This is a genomic window from Lysobacter capsici (genome assembly GCF_014779555.2).
Lineage (GTDB): Bacteria > Pseudomonadota > Gammaproteobacteria > Xanthomonadales > Xanthomonadaceae > Lysobacter > Lysobacter capsici.
In genome coordinates, this window is the sequence record NZ_CP094357.1 from 4693368 (window position 1) to 4712756 (window position 19389).

Sequence of the window (19389 nt, forward strand, 5' to 3'; positions counted from 1 at the left end):
ACTGCGAGTGAATTGGCGCGGGCCGCATCACTCGTCCAGATGGGTCTGGCGCTGCAGGATCGAGGAGAACTCTTCGGAGAACGCGTCGTAACGCACCGCCAGACGCTCCACGCTGGTGGCGTAGCGGTTGTAGGCCCACACCGCCGGGATCGCCACGAACAGGCCCATCGCGGTCGCCAGCAGCGCTTCGGAAATGCCCGGCGCGACATCGGCGATGCCGACCTGCTTGGACGCCGACACCAGCGAATGCATGGTCACCATGATGCCGAACACCGTGCCGACCAGGCCGATGTAGGGCGAGGTCGAGCCGATGTTGGCCAGCAGTTCGAGGTTGTGTTCCAGGCCGTCGAGTTCGCGCGAACCGGTCGCGCGCATCGCCCGCTGGGCGCCTTCGAGCTGGGCGCGCGCGTCGACGCCGCGACGCTGGCGGATGCGGTTGAATTCGCGGAAACCGGCTTCGAAGATCGCTTCCAGCCCGCCGACGCTGCGGCTGCGCTCGGTGGTGCCGGCGTACAGCTTGGACAGCTCGGCGCCGGACCAGAAGCGCTCTTCGAAATGATCGGCTTCGATGCGCGCGCGCCGGATCACCCGCCACTTGCGGAAGATGATCACCCACGAGGTGATCGAGGCGATCACCAGCAAGCCCATGATGAGCTGGACCGGGATGCTGGCGTTGGCGATCAGCGGCCACAGACTGAATTCGGTGGTGGCCTTGCCGGCGGCCTGCGCGCCATCGGTCACCGCCTGCACGGCTTCCTCCGGCAGGGCTTGTACCGTGGTGGCCAGAAGCGCGATCAGCGATGACGTCATGCTTGGTTCTCCGTAGCCCGATGCGCGGGCCTGTGGTGGGGCTGCGCGGTCCGTGGGGAGTAACGAGCCGCGGGAGGTGGTGGGGTTGCAGCGGGTGAGTCTATTTCAGCAGTGTTCTTGGCGATCTTGGTGAATTGTCGGTGGCCGACGGCGACGCGATGCGGCGCGCGGCGATGGGCGAGGCTCAGGCCCCGTCGCCGGGAACCTGCCGCGCCAGCAACTGCGCGTAGAGCTCGGGCGGAATCGCGCAGGGACGCTGATGTTGCGCGTCCACCGCGGCGACCCGGACCTCCGCGCTGATCAGCCGATCCGGCCCGCGCAGCACGCTCTGCGCGAAAATCAGGCTGGCGCGGCGGCAACGCCGCAGTTCCACCGTGACCTCCAGCCCATCGTCCAGTCGCGCCGGCTTGAGGAAGCCGATCTGCATGCCGGCGACCACGAACAGCAGCCCGTGATCGCGGCGCAGACCGTCCTGGCCGTAGCCCAGCGCGCGCACCCATTCGGTCCGCGCGCGCTCCAGGAACGCCAGGTACTGGGCGTGATAGACCAGACCGCCCGCGTCGGTATCTTCCCAATACACGCGTGTCGGCCAACTGAATAGCCGGGATTCGGGCTGGGAACCGGCAATCGGGAATGGGGAATCGGAGGTCAAGCGCTCGCTCCATGCCATATCGCCGCGAAGCTCATCATTCGGGCTCCTGGTCGAACAGGCTGACGTTTTCCACCCGCGGTTTCAGGCCCATCAGGCGGTAGGCCTTGGGCGTGGCCATGCGGCCGCGCGCGGTGCGGATCAGATAGCCCTGCTGGATCAGGAACGGCTCGATCACGTCTTCGAGCGTGCCGCGCTCCTCGCTGAGCGCGGCGGCCAGCGATTCCACCCCGACCGGGCCGCCGTCGAAGGATTCGATGATGGTCCGCAGCAGGCGCCGGTCGAGGTCGTCGAACCCCTCCGGATCGATCTTGAGCATCAGCATCGCCGCATCGGCGACGTCGCGGTCGATGAAACCGCCGGCGCGGACCTGGGCGTAATCGCGCACCCGACGCAGCAGGCGGTTGGCGATGCGCGGGGTGCCGCGCGAACGCCGGGCGATTTCCGCCGCGCCCTCGGGCGCGCAGGCGATGCCGAGGATCTGCGAGGAGCGGCGCACGATCCGGGTCAGCTCCTCGGCGTTGTAGAACTCCAGCCGCTGGGTGATGCCGAAGCGGTCGCGCAGCGGCGCGGTCAGCAGCCCGGCGCGGGTGGTCGCGCCGATCAGGGTGAACGGCGGCAGGTCGAGCTTGATCGAGCGCGCGGCGGGGCCCTCGCCGATCATGATGTCGATCTGGTAGTCCTCCATCGCCGGGTAGAGGATTTCCTCGACCACCGGCGAAAGACGATGAATTTCGTCGACGAACAGCACGTCGTGCGGCTGCAGGTTGGTCAGCAGCGCGGCCAGATCGCCGGCCTTTTCGATCACCGGGCCGGAGGTCTGGCGCAGGTTGACGCCCAGTTCGTTGGCGATGACGTGGCTCAGCGTGGTCTTGCCCAGGCCGGGCGGGCCGAAGATCAGCACGTGATCCATCGCCTCGCCGCGCTGCTTGGCCGCTTCGATGTAGATCTTGAGCTGCTCGCGCACCGGTTGCTGGCCGAGGTATTCGTCCAGGCGCTTGGGCCGGATCGACGCCTCGATGGCGTCGTCCTCGCGGGTGGCGCCTGGGGCGATGATGCGCGGATCGTTCATGGCCCTATGTTCGCATGGCCGTCGGAAATTCGCCCTCTTTGGAGCGGGGCCGATGGCGCCGCGGGCGTGGCGGAATAAGGCGGGACGGTGGCGCAGGACCGGGCTCGGGGCGGAAGCACGGCCTTCCCTGCCCCGTTTCGAAAGAACCACGGCGACGCCGGAACCCCGGCTCAGTCCAGCTCGCCCTGGCGCAGATCGGCGAAGAAGCGGTCGAAATCGCGCGCGCGATAACGCGGGATCAGCTCGTCGAAGTATTCGAAGTAGACCACGTCGGGTTCGCGCTCCGGCCCGCGTTCGCGGTAGTCCAGGCACAGCATCCAGTGGATGCCGTGCATCGCCAGCACGACGATGCGCTCGCAGCGCGCGTGCATGCGCGCGAAGCTCGACAGTTCGGTGCCGTCCTGAAAGTCGCTCGCCACATCGGCCAGGGTGCGCAGATGGCCGAGCGAGCTGAGGTAGCGGTCGGGAACGACGCTTTCCCAGTCGTAGAAATGCCGCGAAGGATGGCGTCCCAGCGGCGCCCACTCGAAACGGGTATAGCCGCCGTCCTGGCGCCGGTACAGCGCGCGCAGCAAGGCCGGCAGGCGCACGCCCAGGCGGAGCTCGGCGGCGGCGATCGCATCCTCCGACGCCGGCGCGCCGCTGGCGTCGTCCCAGAAACCCGGACCGCTCCAGAACGTGTCCAGGCTCGGCGGCTCGGGCCGCCAGTCCAGGGTCTGGGCCGGGTCGTGCCGCGCCTGCAGCGCCGGGCTCCAGTACTGCAGATCGATCAGATCGGCGAGCCAGGCCGCCGCATCGGCGTATTCGCGCAGGCGCCGTTGCTGATCGGTCAACACGATCGTCGGCTCGGTGCCGGCCGAATAATCCAGGCACAGGGTCTTGTTGCGCTCGTCGATCGCGATGGCGATCAGGCGACGGTCGTCCGCGGCCACGGCGGCATAGGCATCGTCGCGATAGCCTTCGCGGGCGCGCAATTGCGCGAAGGAAAACCATTCGTGCAGCGGCAGCAGACGCGCGCGCGGGATCAGCCATTCGGCCTTGAGCCACTGGCCCGGTTGTTCGATCGAGTCGGCCCGCGCCATTCGCGCCGCGCCGCCGTCGTAACGCGCATACAGCGTGCGCAGCCAGGCCGGCACGACGATGCCCAGCCGCGTTTCCGTTTCAGCGATGGCCTCGGCGGTGGCCGCCACCCGACCCAGGTTGAGTTCCTCGTCCCAGAAGGTGTCCAGCGTCGGCGCGCGGCCGTACACCATCCACTGCAACGACGACGCACCGCTCATCTCAGATCTCCACCTGCGCGCCCAGTTCGACCAGCCGGTTGCCGGGAATATGGAAGAACCCGGTCGCCGGCGCGGCATTGCGGTGCATGAAGGCGAACAGCCGATCGCGCCAGATCGGCATGCCGCGGTGGCGACCGGCGACGACGGTCTCGCGGCTGGCGAAATAGGTCGTGTCCATCGGGTCGAAATACACCCCGCCGGCATCGCACGAGCGCATCAGCGCCAGCGGCACGTCGTGGACTTCCATGAAACCGAAGCGGATCAGCACGCGGTAGAAGTCGTTGCCGATCGCCTCGATCTTCAGGCGTTTTTCCGGCGGCGCGTACGGCACGCCGAGCGTATGCACGGTCAGGAACACGTTGCGCTGGTGCAGCACCTTGTTGTGCTTGAGGTTATGCATCAGGCCGTGCGGTACCACGTCCTTGTCGGCGGTCATGAAGATCGCCGTGCCCGGCACCCGCACCGGCGGCGCCAGCATCAGGCCGGGCAGGAAGCTGTCGAGCGCGATGCCTTCCTTGCGCACCTCTTCGTGCAGCAATGCGCGGCCGCGGCGCCAGGTGCGCATCATCGTGAACAAGATCACCCCGAGCAGCAGCGGGAACCAGGCGCCGTCCAGGAACTTGATGATGTTGGCGTAGAAGAACGCGACGTCCACCAGCACGAACATCGCCGCGAGCAGCCAGAACAACGGCGCCGGCACCTTGGTGTTGGCGCGCAGGTAGATGATCATCAGCACGCTGGTGATCAGCATGGTGCCGGTCACCGACACGCCGTAGGCGGTGGCCAACGCGGTCGAACTGCCGAAGCCGACCACCGACACGATCACCAGCGCCAGCAGCATCCAGTTGACCGCCGGGATATAGATCTGGCCGATGGTGTCGCGCGAGGTGTGCTTGATCTGCATGCGCGGGATGTAACCCAACTGCATGGCCTGACGCGCGACCGAGTACGCGCCGGTGATGACCGCCTGCGAGGCGATCACGGTAGCCGCCGTGGCCAGGCCGATCATCGGAAACAGCGCCCATTGCGGCACCGCTTCGAAGAACGGATTGCCGACCGCGCTGGGCCTGTTGAGCATCAGCGCGCCCTGGCCGAGGTAGTTCAAGGTCAAGGCGGGCAGCGCGAAATAGGTCCAGGCCAGGCGGATCGGCCATTTGCCGAAATGGCCCATGTCGGCGTACAGCGCCTCGCCGCCTGTCACCGCCAGCACCACCGCGCCGAGCACGAACACCGCATGCCAGTTGTGTTCCATGAAGAAGCGCACGCCCCAGATCGGGTTCAGCGCCTTGATCACCTGCGGTGCCTCGACGATGTTGTGAACGCCGATCGCGCCGAGCACCAGGAACCACACGATCATGACCGGGCCGAACGCCCTGCCGACGTTCGCGGTGCCGAAGCGCTGGGCCAGGAACACCAGCACCAGCACGGCCACGGTGATCGGCACGACGAAATGGTCCAGATGCGGCGCCGCCACCTGCAGGCCTTCGACCGCCGACAGCACCGAAATCGCCGGGGTGATCACGCCGTCGCCGAAAAACAGCGAGGCGCCGAAGATGCCGAGCACGCCGACGATGTAGACCCCGCGCGGGTTGTGCTTGAGCGTGCGCTGGGTCAGCGCGGTCAGGGCCATGATCCCGCCCTCGCCGTCGTTGTCGGCGCGCATGATCACCGCGACGTACTTGAACGTCACCACGATCATCAGCGACCAGAACACCAGCGACAGGATCCCGAGCACGGTGTGTTCGTTGGGGATCAGGCCGTAGTGCGGCGAGAACGCTTCCTTCAGCGTGTACAGCGGGCTGGTGCCGATGTCGCCGAAGACCACGCCGATCGCGCCGGCGACCAGGCCGGCCATGCCGGTCCTGGCGTGGCCGGCTGCATGCTCGGCCTGGGGATGGGACGGCTCGTTCGCGGACATGCGCCTTCCTGGAGGTATGGCGGCAGGAGCCCGCGCGGCGGACCGGCGGGCGAAGGGTGAACTCTAGCGGTTTGCCGATGACGCCGATGCGGCGCGGGTCGAACGGTACCGATCGAGCGGTATTGACCGAACCCGGGCACCCGCCTCAGCCGGCGCCCGGATGGCTGCGCGCTGCGCTCAGATCTCGACTTGCGCGCCCAGCTCGACCAGCCGGTTGCCCGGAATGCGGAAGAACCCGGTCGCCGGCGCCGCGTTGCGGTGCATGAAGGCGAACAGGCGGTCGCGCCAGATCGGCATGCCGCGGTGGCGGCTGGCGACCACGGTTTCGCGGCTGGCGAAATAGGTGGTGTCCATCGGGTCGAAATAGATGCCGCCGGCATCGCACGAGCGCATCAGCGCCAGCGGCACGTCGGGCACTTCCATGAAGCCGAAGCGGATCAGCACGCGATAGAAATCGTTGCCGATCGCCTCGATCTTGAGCCGCTTGTCCTTGGGCGCGTACGGCACGCCGAGGGTTTCCACGGTCAGGAACACGTTGCGTTCGTGCAGGACCTTGTTGTGCTTGAGGTTGTGCAGCAAGGCATGCGGCACCACGCCCTTGTCGGCGGTCATGAACACCGCGGTGCCGGGCACGCGCGCCGGCGGCGCCAGCATCAGGCCGGGCAGGAAGCTGTCGAGCTGGATGCCTTCCTTGCGCACTTCCTCGTGCAACAGCTCGCGGCCGCGGCGCCAGGTGCGCAGCAGGGTGAACACCACCAGGCCGAGCACCACCGGGAACCACGCGCCCTGGAAGAACTTGGCGCCGTTGGCGATCACGAAACCCACGTCGACGACGAAGAACACCACGCACAGCGGCAGCACCCACTTGCGCCAGCGCGGCCACAGCGCGCGCGCGACCAGCGCCAGCAGCAGGGTGTCGATCAACATCGTGGTCGCGACCGAGATGCCGTACGCGGTCGCCAGCGCGGTCGAACTGCGGAACGCCAGGACCACGCCGATCACCGTGATCGCCAGCACCCAGTTGATGTACGGCACGTAGATCTGGCCGATGGTGTCGCTGGAGGTGTGCTTGATCTGCATGCGCGGGATGTAACCCAGCTGCATGGCCTGACGCGCGACCGAATACGCGCCGGTGATGACCGCCTGGGATGCGATCACCGCGGCCATGGTCGCCAGCACGATCATCGGGTACAGCGCCCACGACGGCACCGCTTCGAAGAATGGGTTCTTGACCGCCTCGGGGTGATGCAGCACGAACGCGCCCTGGCCCAGGTAATTGAGCATCAGGCAAGGCAACACCATGGTGTACCAGGCGTAGCGGATGGGCTTGGCGCCGAAGTGGCCCATGTCGGCGTACAGCGCTTCGCCGCCGGTCACCGCCAGCACCACCGCGCCGAGGATCAGCACCGAGTGCGAGCCGTGCTCCATGAAGAAGCGCAGCGCCCACCACGGGTTCAGCGCCTTGAACACTTCCGGGCCCTGGATGATGTTGTGGATGCCGATCGCGGCCAGCGACACGAACCAGACCATGGTGATCGGCCCGAACACCTTGCCGACTTTCTCCGTGCCGAAACGCTGGGCCAGGAACACCATCACCAGGATCACCACGGTGATCGGCACGATGAAGCGGTGCAGCCCGGGCGCGGCGACTTCCAGGCCCTCGACCGCGCCGAGCACCGAGATCGCCGGAGTGATCACGCTGTCGCCGAAGAACAGCGACGCGCCGAAGATGCCGAGGATACCGACCACGTAGGCCGAGCGCCCGCCCTTGGCCAGGGTGCGCTGGGCCAGGGTCATCAGCGCCATGATCCCGCCTTCGCCGTCGTTGTCGGCGCGCATGATGATGGTCACGTACTTCAGCGTGACCACGATCATCAGCGCCCAGAACACCAGCGACAGGATGCCCAGCACGGTGTCGTGGTTGCCGGTCAGGCCGAAATGCGGCGAGAAGGCTTCCTTGAGCGTGTACAGCGGGCTGGTGCCGATGTCGCCGAACACGACGCCGATCGCGCCCACGACCAATCCGGGCAACCCTTTCTTGGTGCCGTGATGGTGCGAGCCGTTGCCGGCCTTGTGGCCGTGCTTGCCGTGGGACGAAGGAACAGTGGAGGACATTTCGCGTGGTTCCGGGGCGGAGACCGCCTTGGCTCAACGAAGCGCGGACTTTAGCGCTTTGCGGATGATGGCGGCGGCATCGTCGCCGGCGGCGGTCGCTTCGCGCGCCATGCGCGCGGCTTCGACCGGTTTGTAGCCCAGTTGCTGCAGGGCGACGGTGGCTTCGCTCTGCGGATCGGCCGGCACGCCGGCGCTGGTGAAGGTGGCGCCGGAGCCGGCCAGGTCGGCGGCGCGGTCGCGCAGTTCCACCACCATGCGTTCGGCGGTCTTCTTGCCGATGCCGGGGATGCGGGTCAGCGCGGTCACGTCGCCCGCCTGGACCAGGCGCGCGAATTCCTCGACCGGCACGCCCGACAGCACCGCCAGCGCGATCTTCGCGCCGATGCCGCTGACCCGCTGCACATCGCGGAACAAGCGCCGCTCGGCCTCGCGCAGGAAGCCGTACAGCGACACGCTGTCCTCCTTTTGCGCGTAGTGGGTGAACAAGGCCACTTCGCGGCCGAGTTCGGGCAGGTCGTAGAACGTGCTCATCGGCGCTTCCAGCTCGTAGCCCACGCCATGGACGTCGACCACCAGCCACGGCGGCTGCTTGTGCACGATGATGCCTTTGAGACGACCGATCACGCGCGAACTCCCAATAGGATCGGCGACCCGCCGGCCCGCAGGACGGCGCGTCGCACGCAAGAAATCAAATACCCGGCGGCGAAGTATCCGGCGCCATCGGCCACAACGCGACCGCGGCCGCGACCCCCCACCTGTCGCCGTGACGACGCGACCGCGCCGCGTTGGGCGGCGACTGCGACGGCAATGGCGGCGAGCTGGCGCAAGGCGGCGCTCACTCAGGTCCCGCGCCTGCGCAGGTCGAGGGTGGAAATGCCGGTACGCCGCGCGGTAGCACTCATGTGGGCATGGGTCAGCGCCACCGCAAGCGCGTCGGCGGCGTCGGCCTGCAGCTTCACTTCGGGAATATTCAGCAACAGCCGCACCATGTGCTGGACCTGTTGCTTGTCGGCCGCGCCGCGCCCGACCAGCGACTGCTTGATCACCCGCGGCGCGTACTCGCTGATCGGAATCCGCCGCCGCACCACCGTCGCCAGCGCCGCGCCGCGGGCATGGCCCAGCTTCAGCGCTGAGGTGGCGGACTTGTCCATGAACACGGTCTCGATCGCGACCTGCTGCGGCTGGAATTCGTCCAGCGCCGCTTCCAGGCCCTCGCACAGCAGACCCAGCCGCGACGGAAAGTCGTCGGCGTCGAGCAGCTTGAGCGCGCGCGCATGCACGAAGGTGCAGCGGCCGTCGGCGCCCACGTCGATCACGCCCAGACCGGTGCGCTGCGAACCCGGGTCGATGCCGAGGATGCGGGTGGCGCCGGCGGGAATCGGGAATGGGGAATCGGGAATCGACATCACGATGCGTCAGGCAACCATCGCGATCGGGCAGGCATCGGCGAGCCAAAGCTTTTGCTTCACCCGAATCCCGAATCCCGAATCCCGATTCCCGGCCTCACACATATGCGTCTTCAGCCAGATCCGCGTTCGAATACACGTTCTGCACGTCGTCGATGTCTTCCAGCCAGTTCAGCAGCTTGACCACCTGCTGACCGGTTTCGCCGGAGACGGCGATGTTGTTGTCGGCGCGCAAGGTGACCTGCGCCTCGCCCGGGCTCAGCCCGGCCGCTTCCATCGCCGCCTTGACCGCCTCGAACGCGTCCGGCGCGGTCAGCACGTCGATCGAACCGTCCTCGGGGTAGACCACCACGTCGTCGGCGCCGGCCTCGATCGCCACTTCGGTGATCTTCTCCTCGTCCGAACCGGCCTGGAACCACAGCACGCCGCGCTTGGCGAACATGAAGGACACCGAGCCGTCGGTGCCGAGGTTGCCGCCGAACTTGCCGAACGCATGGCGCACATCGGCGACGGTGCGGACCTTGTTGTCGGTCAGGCAGTCGACGATCACCGCCACCCCGCCCGGGGCATAGCCCTCGTAGCGGATTTCCTCGTATTCCACGCCTTCCAGCGCGCCGGTGGCTTTCTTGACCGCGCGCTCGATCACGTCCTTGGTCATGTTCGCCGACAGGCCCTTGTCGATGGCGCTGCGCAGCCGCGGGTTGCTGTTGGGATCGCCGCCGCCCGAACGCGCCGCGACGCTGATTTCGCGGATGATCTTGGTGAAGATCTTGCCGCGACGCGCGTCTTCGGCGTTCTTGCGTGCTTCGATCGAAGGACCTCTACCCATGGCGTGACCGGACGTAGTGTGTGAACAAGCCGGCGATTTTACTCGATCGGGCCTGTCCGCCGGGGCATGGAATGCGGTTTTCGCTCGGCCGGCGTCGGTTGGCCCGGTCCGACCGGCCCAAATGGGTCGGTGCCGGCGTCGCGCCGGGTCGAAACCGGCCATGGCGCGAGCGCCGGTAGCGACGGCCCGGGACCGGACCTGCGAGCGCGCAGGCCCGCCCCGCCTCAGTCGGCGAAGCGGCCGCGGCGGAAAAAGCTCTCGGCCATGCGCGCGGCCTGAGCCGAAAACAGCAACCCACTGTGGCTGGCCTCGATCACCTCGTGCGCGGCCAGACCGGGCAGGCGCGTTTCCGACACCGCCACGGTGCCGTCGCTGTCGCCCTCGAAACGGCCGAAATAGCGGCCCAGGCCGCGCGGGCTGCGGCCGGCGATCAGCCCGATCTCGGCCGCGCCCTGCCACGGCGGGCAACCGGCCTGCAGCAGCTGGGCGGCGCGGCCGAGCATGGGCGCGCTCCAGGCATGCCGGGCCAGACCGTCGGCGGCGGAACTGCCGCACAGCGGCGAACCCAGACAGACCACGCGCGGCACCGGCAGCTCGGGGTGTTCGCGCAGCGCGGTCAGGGTGATCAAGCCGCCCAGGCTGTGGGCGAGCACATGGACCGGTTCGCGCCGCAGCCGTTCGACCAACCGCGGCAGGGTCGCCTCCGGGCCGCCGCCGGCCCCGGCGTAGGCGAATACCTCCGGTTCGAAGCCGGCCGCGGCCAGCCGCGCGCCGAGCCAGGCCATCGACACGCCGGGCATCCAGATGCCGTGCAGCATCAACACTTTGCGGGTGTCGCTCGGTTTTGCCATCTGCGTTTCTCGCGTCCGTTCGATCCAGCATAGACATCGGGCCGCGCGGGTGCGATCCAAGCGCCGCGCGCGGCGGCGGCCACCGCGACTTCAAGCGCCGGTCAGGTTGCGGTCGCGGACGGGATTGGGCGCTCATCGATGTCGCTCGGCAACGCAGGCGATCGACGGCGGCGCGGTGGCCTCGCGAATCGATTCGACCGACCAGCGTGCATCGCGTTCGTGTCGCCGATTGCGATGACGCATCGCGCGGACGCGATGCACCGGGATTGGTAGCAACTGAAACCGATCAAGCCCTTTGGAAATGTTTATTCAAAGCAAAAAGTGATGCGCATCGCCGATGGCGAACATAAAAACATTCGACACGTGGGAATGTGATCACGCGCCAACTCTGCGTTGCGATCGCGCTCCAGGATGCGCGCCACCTCCCCCCTGTTTCGCGGACCGAGCATGCGCCTGCGATACCCTGCCCCGCCTCTCGTCGGCATCCTGGCCGCGGCGTTGCTCGCCGCGGCCTCGATGTCGCCGATGACGCCCGCGCATTGCGGCGAACTGCGGCCCGCGCAAAGCAACGACGACCTGTCCAACCCGCATCGCGGTTTCCTGTTGTGGGGCACCACCGTCGGCGCCGACGGCGGCCTGCCCGACAATCACTACGGCGCGTCGATGTACCAGATCTACGTGCCGTGGCGCGAAATCGAAACCGCCGACGAGCAGTACGACTGGGCCGGTTTCGAGAAACGCCATCTCGAACCGATCCTCAAGGAAAACCCTAACGCGACCTTCGTGCTGCGCCCGGTCGCCGACTACCCCGACGGCGTGTCCAACAACATCAGCTTCTACTTCGACAAGACCGAAGGCCAGCTCGAACGCGATTACCCGAAGTTCCTGGAACTCGCGCCGCTCAACATCGCCGCGCACGACTACAGCAGTTGCGGCGGCGACGGCCCCGGACGCGCGCCGGAGTACAACTCGCCGGCGATGCGCCAGCAGTTGCAGCAGTTCGTCCAGGCCTTCGGCCGCCGCTACGACGGCGACCCGCGCATCACCGCGATCCACGTCGGCCTGCTCGGTTTCTGGGGCGAATGGCATACCTCCGGCTGCGAAGCCTGGGAACCCGACGCGACCACCCGCGCGCTGGTGCGCAATGCCTACGCGGCGGCGTTCACGCTCACGCCGGTGCATACCCGCTATGCGCGCAGCAGCGATCTGGACGGGGTGAACTTCGGCGTCAGCGAAGATTTCTTCCCCTCGTTCACCGCGATGTGCAACGCCTACAGCCCCAAGCTGCCGCGCTGCGACGACACCGGTTGGTGGAATCTGGAATGGGGCTTTCGCAACGAAGTGCCGGCCGCGCGCGAGAACTGGAAGCACAACCCGATCGGCGGCGAAAGCCCGTACGCCGACCAGAAGAAGACCTGGACCTCGCGCACCGCCGACATCGTCGATCTGCTCAAGCGTTACCACTTCAGCTGGCTCGGCCCGGCCGGTCAGCACGAGAACACCGGCAGCGGTTTTCCGGCCAAGATGCGCGCGATCAAGCGCGCGCTCGGTTACGAATTCACCGTGCGCCAGGCGGCGTGGCCCGATGCGATGCGCGCGGGCGCGCCGATCTCGGTCACGCTCAGCGTCGAGAACACCGGTTCGGCGCCGCTGTATCACCTCTACCAGACCGAGCTGCACTGGGTCGATGCGGGCGGCGCGACGCGCGCTCGCGCGGCGTTCGATTTTCCGTTGAATGCGTTGTTGCCGGGCGCCGCGCCCAGCACGCAGGTCAGTGCCACGACGGTGCCGGCTTCGCTGGCGCCAGGCAGTTATTCTTTGCGCCTGGCGTTCGCCGACAGTTGGCGCGAGCGGCCGGGCATCGCGCCGCAGAACGTGGGGCGCGATAGCACTGGACGGTTGAGCTTGGGGACGGTGACTGTCGCTGCGGCGGCGGTCGACCATTGAATGAGCGGGCCGGCGTAATCCCTCGGACGCCGGCCCGCTTTTCATCGAGCTGTTTGTATTTCGGGATGGGTTTGGCGGTGGGTGGCTCGTTGGCGGGGTTTCTCTGGCGGGCGTCTTGCGATCCGTTGACGCGCGTTCGATAGGTTTTTCGGTCTCGTTTTTTCTTGAAGACGATTGGGCTTTTCGGGCTTTGAGGCTTTCAAAGCTTGAAGCCAGATCAAAAGCTTCCGCCGCTGATGCGGCGGGTTACTTTCTTTTGTCTAAAGCAACAAAAGAAAGGTAACCAAAGAAAAATGCTTTGTTGTGAATCAAATGCCCGCGCGATCGATGCCGACGCGGGCATGCGCCACACGGGACATCCTGTCCCGGTGGCGCACGGCGCACATCCATGTGCGCCGCCCTTCGGGTGTACTTTTGCTAACGCGAGTTACAAGCTTCGCAGCGCTGGCAATAAAACCTGACTTCAGGCGAAAGCCACATGGCCTACCTGTAGGAGCGGCGCAAGCCGCGACCGCGCCATTGCAACCACGACGAAAATTTCGCCTCTGGCCGCCATCCCGCGAAGGCGGGATCCAGGGCTTCATCGCGATAAATGCACGACGCCGGGCGAATCCCGCGCGCCTTCTCCACCGCGACGAATTCCCGGGTTTATTAGAAAGCGTGCGCCTGACACTTTGTCACCGCCGCCACGCCTTCACATTGAACCGATCAGAACGCACCGCCGCTTAGGTGCGCGCAAAAAAGATGCCCGGCGGCGGCAATAAAAAAAACTACGCCGCCCGGCACCATTCACCCCAAAGGTCCGCTCCAAAACCGCCGCCGCTCACATAAGCGCGAAGCGCAATAAGCCGGAACGATGACACCGACGCGATCCGCGCGCGCAGTCACGGTCGCGGCCCGGGCCGGCTTCTAGATTCCCGCCACGCCCGACGTGGGCGATTACCAGGGAGTCGGTATGAATCGATCGTCATGGTTCCTGGCGTTGAGCCTCGCGCTCGCGCCTTCGCTCGCCGCCCAGGCGGCGCCACCGCGGGTCACCAATGGCCTGGTCGGCGAGTGGCATCTGGACCTGTCCGGCAACACCGCCTACGACACCAGCGGCTACGCCCGCAACGGCACGGTGCTCGGCGGCACCGCGTCGTCGTGGGGCTGGCTGGGCACGTCGGCCGATCTGAGCGGCGGCAAGTATGTGGAAGTGCCGAATTCGTCGAACCTCAACTTCGGCACCGGCAGCTTCACCCTCGCCGCGTGGATCCGCATGGCCGCGCCGACGTCCTCGGGGGTCAAGACCTTGATCGAGAATCGAGGCGGCGGCAGCGGTCGCGGCTATGCCTTCGGCGTCGATCAGGGCCGCAACGTGCTGCTGCAACTCAACGACGGCACCACCTGGGCCAATTACGTGTCCGACGGCAGTCTGACGATGGCGCCGAACCGCTGGCATCACGTCGCCGCGGTGGTCAATCGCAGCAGCGCGCCGTACACGATCTCGTTCTACATCGACGGCCGCCGCGCCACCACGCAGCCCTCGCCGATGTTGGCCAACATCGACAACACCGCCTTGCCGTTCCAGATCGGCGGGCACATGAGCATCCCGTCCTATCGCTTCAACGACCGCGCCGACGAAGTGCTGGTCTACAACCGCGCGCTGCCGGCCGACGCCAGCGGCGGCCTGGGCGACATCATGGCCCCGGGCCGCACCACCTTCCAGCCGACCTACTGGAACGACGGCAGCACCCGCCAGCGCAACAACAACTGCTACAACTACGCCAACGCGCGCGCCACCAACACCTTCGCCCAGCCCGGCCGCGCCGCCGGTTCGATGTACAGCTCGCTGACCTGTACCGCGGTGCATGCCGCGGCGGTGCGCGACGGCCTGGAACCGATCGCCGACACGCTGATCAACGCCAGCAGCTACAAGAACATCGCCGCACTGGTGGTCGGACCGAATTACGACTATCACTGGTACCGTCGCGACAGCAACGGCAAGTGGACCCACAAGCCCGGTGGCACCGCGGCCACCAACCGCGACAATTCCGGCAACGAAATCACCGACCCGCGCACCGCCAATCGCGGCGCCTACACGGATTTCTGCGGATTCTTCCGCGTGTGGTCCGACAGCATCGAGGGCAGCGGCCATGAACAGATCAACTAAGCGTCGATCGGCTGCACGCGCCTCATCCCAGTTCGCGGCTCACGGAGGATCCATGTCCCAGCGCTCGCTCAAGACCTTGCTCGCCGGCCTGTTGCTGCTGGCCGCGCCCACCTTCGCCCTGGCCGCCGACGCGCCCGGAGTGAAGATCACCTACCTGGTCTATTCCGGTCGTCCCGACCCGACCATCACCGTGACCGACGCGGCCTCGCTGCGCGCGATCGAAACCCGTTTGGCCGACGCGCTGGCCGCCCCCGCGCAATCCGGCGCCGCGCCCGATCCGGTGCTGGGCTACAACGGCATCCTGATCGAGCACGTCGGCGGTTCCAGTGCGAAGGCCAAGCCGCAGCCGCTGGTGATCAAGGGCCGGCAGGTGCGTATCGACACCGCGCCGGCGACCGAGTTGAAGTCGGCGACGGCGTCCACGCGCACTTCGGCCGCCGCGGGCGATCTGGAGGCGATGTTGCTCAAGCTTGGGCAGAAGCAGGGTGCGTTGGATGCGACGACGTTGAACGTGTTGCTCGACGGGCGCTGAGGGTCGGGTTGCGATGCTAGTACGGCCCTCTCTCGCTAAGGCGAGGGAGGGTCGTTTTGTTTTGGGGATTGGTTTTCGTTCGGGCGCGGTGAGATCGCGAGAATTGATGGTGCGGCTGCGAACGGATGCGCGTCGGTGTGTTCGTGCGCGCTCGATTTACAGGAAAGGCTGTATGGAATGCCCTGCGCTCGCCTACGCGTGGATGACGGTGACTGATGCAACCTTCGTCGTAATCGCAATGGCGCTGTCGCGGCTCGCGCCGCTCCTACAGGTAGGCCATGTCGCTTTTGCTTGAGCCGGAAGTCACGCAGTTCATCCAGCGCTGCGAGGCCTGTAACTCGCGTTAGCAAAAGCACACCCGTAGGGCGGCGCACATGGATGTGCGCCGTGCGCCACCGAGACAGGATGTCTCGTGTGGCGCATGCCCGCGTCTGCTCCGCACGCGCGGGCACTTGATTCACCAAAAAGCGTTTTTCTTTGGTTACCTTTCTTTTGTCGCTTTTGACAAAAGAAAGTAACTCGGCCGCTTGCGGACGAAAGCTGTTGATCTTGCCTCTGGCTTCAAAAGCGCTAGAGCCTCAAAGCTTTGAAGCTTTGAAGCCTTTAAAGCTGCAAGCAGGATCAAAAGCGTTCCGCCGCTGAAGCGGCGGGTCACTTTCTTTTGTCTAAAGCAACAAAAGAAAGGTAACCAAAGAAAAATGCTTTTTTGTGAATCAAGTGCCCGCGCGTGCGGTGCTTACGCGGGCACGCGCCACACGGGACATCCTTGTCCCGGTGGCGCGCGACGCGCATCCATGCGCGTCGCCCTTCGGGTGTGCCTTTGCTAACGCGAGTTACAAGCGTCGCAGCGCTGGAAGATAAGCTCGGCTTCAAGCTAAAAGCCGAAATCAAGCCGAAGCGGAGCCAATGTGGCTCTGATATCCACAGCCAAATTCAAAATCAAGGCGCAGGCGCGGGTGGGACGATGCCCGCCCCTCGCAGATAACGACTCATGCCAAACAAGCGTCGATGCACCGAAGCATCGACCACACAGACATCATCTCGCCGCATTGCGCCGCAGGATGAACTCATGATCCCGCGTCCCACCCACGACGAATTCGTACTCGCCGGCCTTCTCGAACCCATAGCGCCCATAGAACCGCTGCGCCCCGAAATTCTCCGACCACACCCCGATCCACAAGGTGCGCGGACCGTCGCGCTCGAGCCAGGCCAGGACCGTATCGAACAGGCGCGCGCCCCAGCCGCCGTTTTGCGCCTCGCGCAATACGTACAGGCGCTTGAGTTCGCCGTCGCCCGGGGCGACCTGCGGATGCGGCAGGCCGCACGGCCCGGCCGCGGCGTGGCCGACGACGATACCGTCGCGCTCGAGCAGGAAGATCGCGTAGTCCGGGTGCGACAGGATCACCGCCTGCTTCTCGACCGAGTAGCTGTCCTTGAGAAAGAAAGCCAGATCCTCGGGCGGGTACATGTCGCCGAAGGTTTCGACGAAGGTGCGCGTGGCGATGTCGGCCACGGTGGCCGCGTCGGCGACGACGGCGCGGCGGATCGAGAACTGCGGGGTTTCGCTGGTCATAACGCCTCGCGTGGAACGACGATGTGTCGGCGCGGCAATGGATCGGATCAATCGACTCAGGCCGATCGAACCGGTCACCGAATCAAATCAGGCCCGATCGAATCGGATTGCATCGAAGCACCGACCCGGCACGACGCCGGATCGCTGCAACGATCAGCGCCGGATCAAGCCCGGCGCGGCCAGATCAGGCCGGATCCTTCTTCGGACGCACCATCACATGCACCTCGGCCAACTGCGCGTCCGGGATCGGCGACGGCGCGCCGGTCATCAGGCATTGCGCGGTGGTGGTCTTGGGGAACGCGATCACGTCGCGGATCGACTCGGTGCCGGCCATCAGCGCGGCGATGCGGTCGATGCCGAAGGCGATGCCGCCGTGCGGCGGCGCGCCGTACTTGAGCGCGTCGAGCAGGAAGCCGAATTTGCCCTCGGCCTCTTCCGCGCCGATGCCGAGCAGGTCGAACACCGCCGACTGCATCTGCGGACGGTGGATGCGGATCGAACCGCCGCCGATCTCGTTGCCGTTGAGCACCATGTCGTAACCGCGCGATACCGCGGTCTTGGCGTTGGCGCGCAGATCGGCGATGTCGTCCACCGCCGGCGCGGTGAAGGGGTGATGCAGGGCCACGTAGCGCTGCGCTTCTTCGTCCCACTCGAACATCGGAAAATCGGTGACCCACAACGGCTTCCAGCCGTCCTGGATCAGGTTCAGATCCTTGCCCAACTTCAGGCGCAGCGCGCCCATGAAATCGCTGGCGGTCTTGTAATCGGCCGCGCCGAAGAAGATCGCATCCCCAGTTTGCGCGCCGCTGGCTTCGACGATCTTCGCCAGCGTGGCGTCGTCGAGGAACTTGGCGATCGGCGAGTTGATGCCTTCGCGGCCCTTGCTCGCGTCCTCGACCTTCATCCACGCCAGGCCCTTGGCGCCGTACTTGGCGGCATGCGCGCCGGCCTCGTCGATCTGCTTGCGCGACCAGCCCGCTGCGCCCGGCGCGCGCAATGCGATCACGCGGCCGTCTTCGTGGTTGGCCCAATCGGTGAAGACCTTGAATTCGCAGCTCTTGACCAGTTCGGCGATGTCTACGAATTCAAGCTCGATGCGCAGATCGGGTTTATCCGAACCATAACGACGCATCGCTTCGGCATAGGTCATGCGCGGAAATTCGGCGTCGAGTTCGACGTCGATGGTTTCCTTGAACACCACCCGGATCATGTCCTCGACCGTGTCCTGCACATCGCGCTCGGACACCCAGGCGAACTCCATGTCGAGCTGGGTGAATTCGAGCTGGCGGTCGGCGCGCAGCGCTTCGTCGCGGAAGCAGCGCGCGATCTGGTAGTAACGGTCGAAGCCGGCCACCATCAGGATCTGCTTGAACAGCTGCGGGCTCTGCGGCAGCGCGTAGAACTCGCCCGGGTGCATGCGCGCCGGGACCAGGAAGTCGCGCGCGCCCTCGGGCGTGGCCTTGGTCAGGATCGGGGTTTCGATGTCCTGGAAATTACGCGCGTCGAGCCAGCGGCGCAGCGACTGCACCAGACGGATGCGGGTGCGCATCATCTTCTGCATCTCGGGGCGGCGCAGGTCGAGGTAGCGATAGGTCAGGCGGGTTTCCTCGCCGGCGTTCTCGTGGGCGTGGAACGGCAGCGGTTCGGCCTTGTTGAGCACTTCGATCGAGCTCGGCAGTACTTCGACCTTGCCGCTGCGGATCTTGTCGTTGGCCGCGCCGCGCGCGCGCACGGTGCCGGTGACGCGCACGCAGCTTTCCACGCTCAGGTCGCTGGCGGTCTTGAACAGATCGGCCATGTCCGAATCGACCACGATCTGGACCACGCCTTCGTGATCGCGCAGATCGGTGAACACCACGTGGCTCTGGACGCGATTGGTGTTGACCCAGCCGCACAGGGTGACGGTCTGGCCGATCAGCGCCTCGTCGACGAGGCCGCAGAAGTGGGTACGCATGGAAACTCCGAATTGGTCGATCTGTGGATCGTGGGGGTGCAACAGGCGGGTCCGGACCGGGCCGCGGCGGGTGGCCGGGCGCGATCGCTCACCGGCCGGGGGTCGGGACCGAGCATTCTAGAGCACCCGGGCGGGGATGCGTCTGGTAACGCGGCCCTCGCGGCGTCTTTGCGGGGCTCAACGGGAGATGGGCGCCCTTCGACTTCCCCCGTTCCCCTCGACCGTCATTCCCGCGAACGCGGGAATCCAGCGACTTTCGTGCGGATCGCGGAAAGACACTGGATTCCCGCGTTCGCGGGAA

General features: G+C 66.3%; 15 protein-coding genes. 3 read left to right on the plus strand and 12 right to left on the minus strand.

Annotated elements, in window-relative coordinates:
- Positions 1 to 27 precede the first annotated feature (27 nt).
- The 10 genes from tolQ to IEQ11_RS19275 all read right to left on the minus strand — a co-directional run bounded on the left by tolQ (position 28) and on the right by IEQ11_RS19275 (position 10930).
- Entirely contained in the window at positions 28 to 810 is a 783-nt protein-coding gene (tolQ, locus tag IEQ11_RS19230) for a protein TolQ (RefSeq protein WP_036107730.1), read from the minus strand.
- Positions 811 to 994: 184 nt separating this feature from the next.
- Positions 995 to 1480, minus strand: coding sequence for a tol-pal system-associated acyl-CoA thioesterase (ybgC, locus tag IEQ11_RS19235; protein WP_191823733.1), 486 nt, complete (start codon positions 1478 to 1480; stop codon positions 995 to 997).
- 16 nt (positions 1481 to 1496) lie between these two features.
- Entirely contained in the window at positions 1497 to 2531 is a 1035-nt protein-coding gene (ruvB, locus tag IEQ11_RS19240; protein ID WP_036107728.1) for a Holliday junction branch migration DNA helicase RuvB, read from the minus strand.
- 170 nt (positions 2532 to 2701) lie between these two features.
- Positions 2702 to 3811, minus strand: a complete 1110-nt coding sequence (locus tag IEQ11_RS19245; RefSeq protein WP_228465041.1) for an SMI1/KNR4 family protein — start codon at positions 3809 to 3811, stop codon at positions 2702 to 2704.
- 1 nt (position 3812) lies between these two features.
- A complete protein-coding gene (locus IEQ11_RS19250) occupies positions 3813 to 5666 on the minus strand; it encodes a potassium transporter Kup (RefSeq protein WP_228465042.1) in 1854 nt (617 codons plus the stop codon).
- Positions 5667 to 5906: 240 nt separating this feature from the next.
- A complete protein-coding gene (locus tag IEQ11_RS19255; protein WP_082124458.1) occupies positions 5907 to 7844 on the minus strand; it encodes a potassium transporter Kup in 1938 nt (645 codons plus the stop codon).
- Between the two features lie 33 nt (positions 7845 to 7877).
- Positions 7878 to 8468: a Holliday junction branch migration protein RuvA gene (ruvA, locus tag IEQ11_RS19260; RefSeq protein WP_036107722.1), complete on the minus strand. Its 591-nt coding sequence runs from the start codon at positions 8466 to 8468 to the stop codon at positions 7878 to 7880.
- Between the two features lie 215 nt (positions 8469 to 8683).
- The gene (gene ruvC / locus IEQ11_RS19265; RefSeq protein WP_051547409.1) at positions 8684 to 9250 is read right to left on the minus strand and encodes a crossover junction endodeoxyribonuclease RuvC; all 567 of its coding nucleotides are present in this window, start codon (positions 9248 to 9250) and stop codon (positions 8684 to 8686) included.
- A 97-nt stretch (positions 9251 to 9347) separates the two neighbouring features.
- Positions 9348 to 10079 carry a YebC/PmpR family DNA-binding transcriptional regulator gene (locus IEQ11_RS19270; protein ID WP_191823734.1) on the minus strand — a complete coding sequence of 244 codons (732 nt, stop codon included), beginning with the start codon at positions 10077 to 10079 and terminating at the stop codon, positions 9348 to 9350.
- A 224-nt stretch (positions 10080 to 10303) separates the two neighbouring features.
- Positions 10304 to 10930 (minus strand): esterase/lipase family protein, encoded by a 627-nt coding sequence (locus IEQ11_RS19275; protein WP_046657759.1) that lies wholly within the window; start codon positions 10928 to 10930, stop codon positions 10304 to 10306.
- A gap of 447 nt (positions 10931 to 11377) precedes the next feature.
- Between IEQ11_RS19275 and IEQ11_RS19280 the strand changes: the two genes are divergently transcribed.
- The 3 genes from IEQ11_RS19280 (at position 11378) to IEQ11_RS19290 (ending at position 15561) form a co-directional block, all read left to right on the plus strand.
- Entirely contained in the window at positions 11378 to 12877 is a 1500-nt protein-coding gene (locus IEQ11_RS19280; RefSeq protein ID WP_191823735.1) for a DUF4832 domain-containing protein, read from the plus strand.
- Positions 12878 to 13832: 955 nt separating this feature from the next.
- A complete protein-coding gene (locus tag IEQ11_RS19285; RefSeq protein WP_191823915.1) occupies positions 13833 to 15029 on the plus strand; it encodes a LamG domain-containing protein in 1197 nt (398 codons plus the stop codon).
- Between the two features lie 52 nt (positions 15030 to 15081).
- Positions 15082 to 15561 carry a hypothetical protein gene (locus tag IEQ11_RS19290; RefSeq protein WP_191823916.1) on the plus strand — a complete coding sequence of 160 codons (480 nt, stop codon included), beginning with the start codon at positions 15082 to 15084 and terminating at the stop codon, positions 15559 to 15561.
- 1036 nt (positions 15562 to 16597) lie between these two features.
- Here IEQ11_RS19290 and IEQ11_RS19295 read toward each other — a convergent pair.
- Together IEQ11_RS19295 and aspS are read right to left on the minus strand one after the other, a co-directional pair.
- Positions 16598 to 17134 (minus strand): GNAT family N-acetyltransferase, encoded by a 537-nt coding sequence (locus IEQ11_RS19295; protein WP_191823242.1) that lies wholly within the window; start codon positions 17132 to 17134, stop codon positions 16598 to 16600.
- A 184-nt stretch (positions 17135 to 17318) separates the two neighbouring features.
- Positions 17319 to 19088 (minus strand): aspartate--tRNA ligase, encoded by a 1770-nt coding sequence (gene aspS, locus IEQ11_RS19300; protein ID WP_191823243.1) that lies wholly within the window; start codon positions 19086 to 19088, stop codon positions 17319 to 17321.
- Positions 19089 to 19389 lie beyond the last annotated feature (301 nt).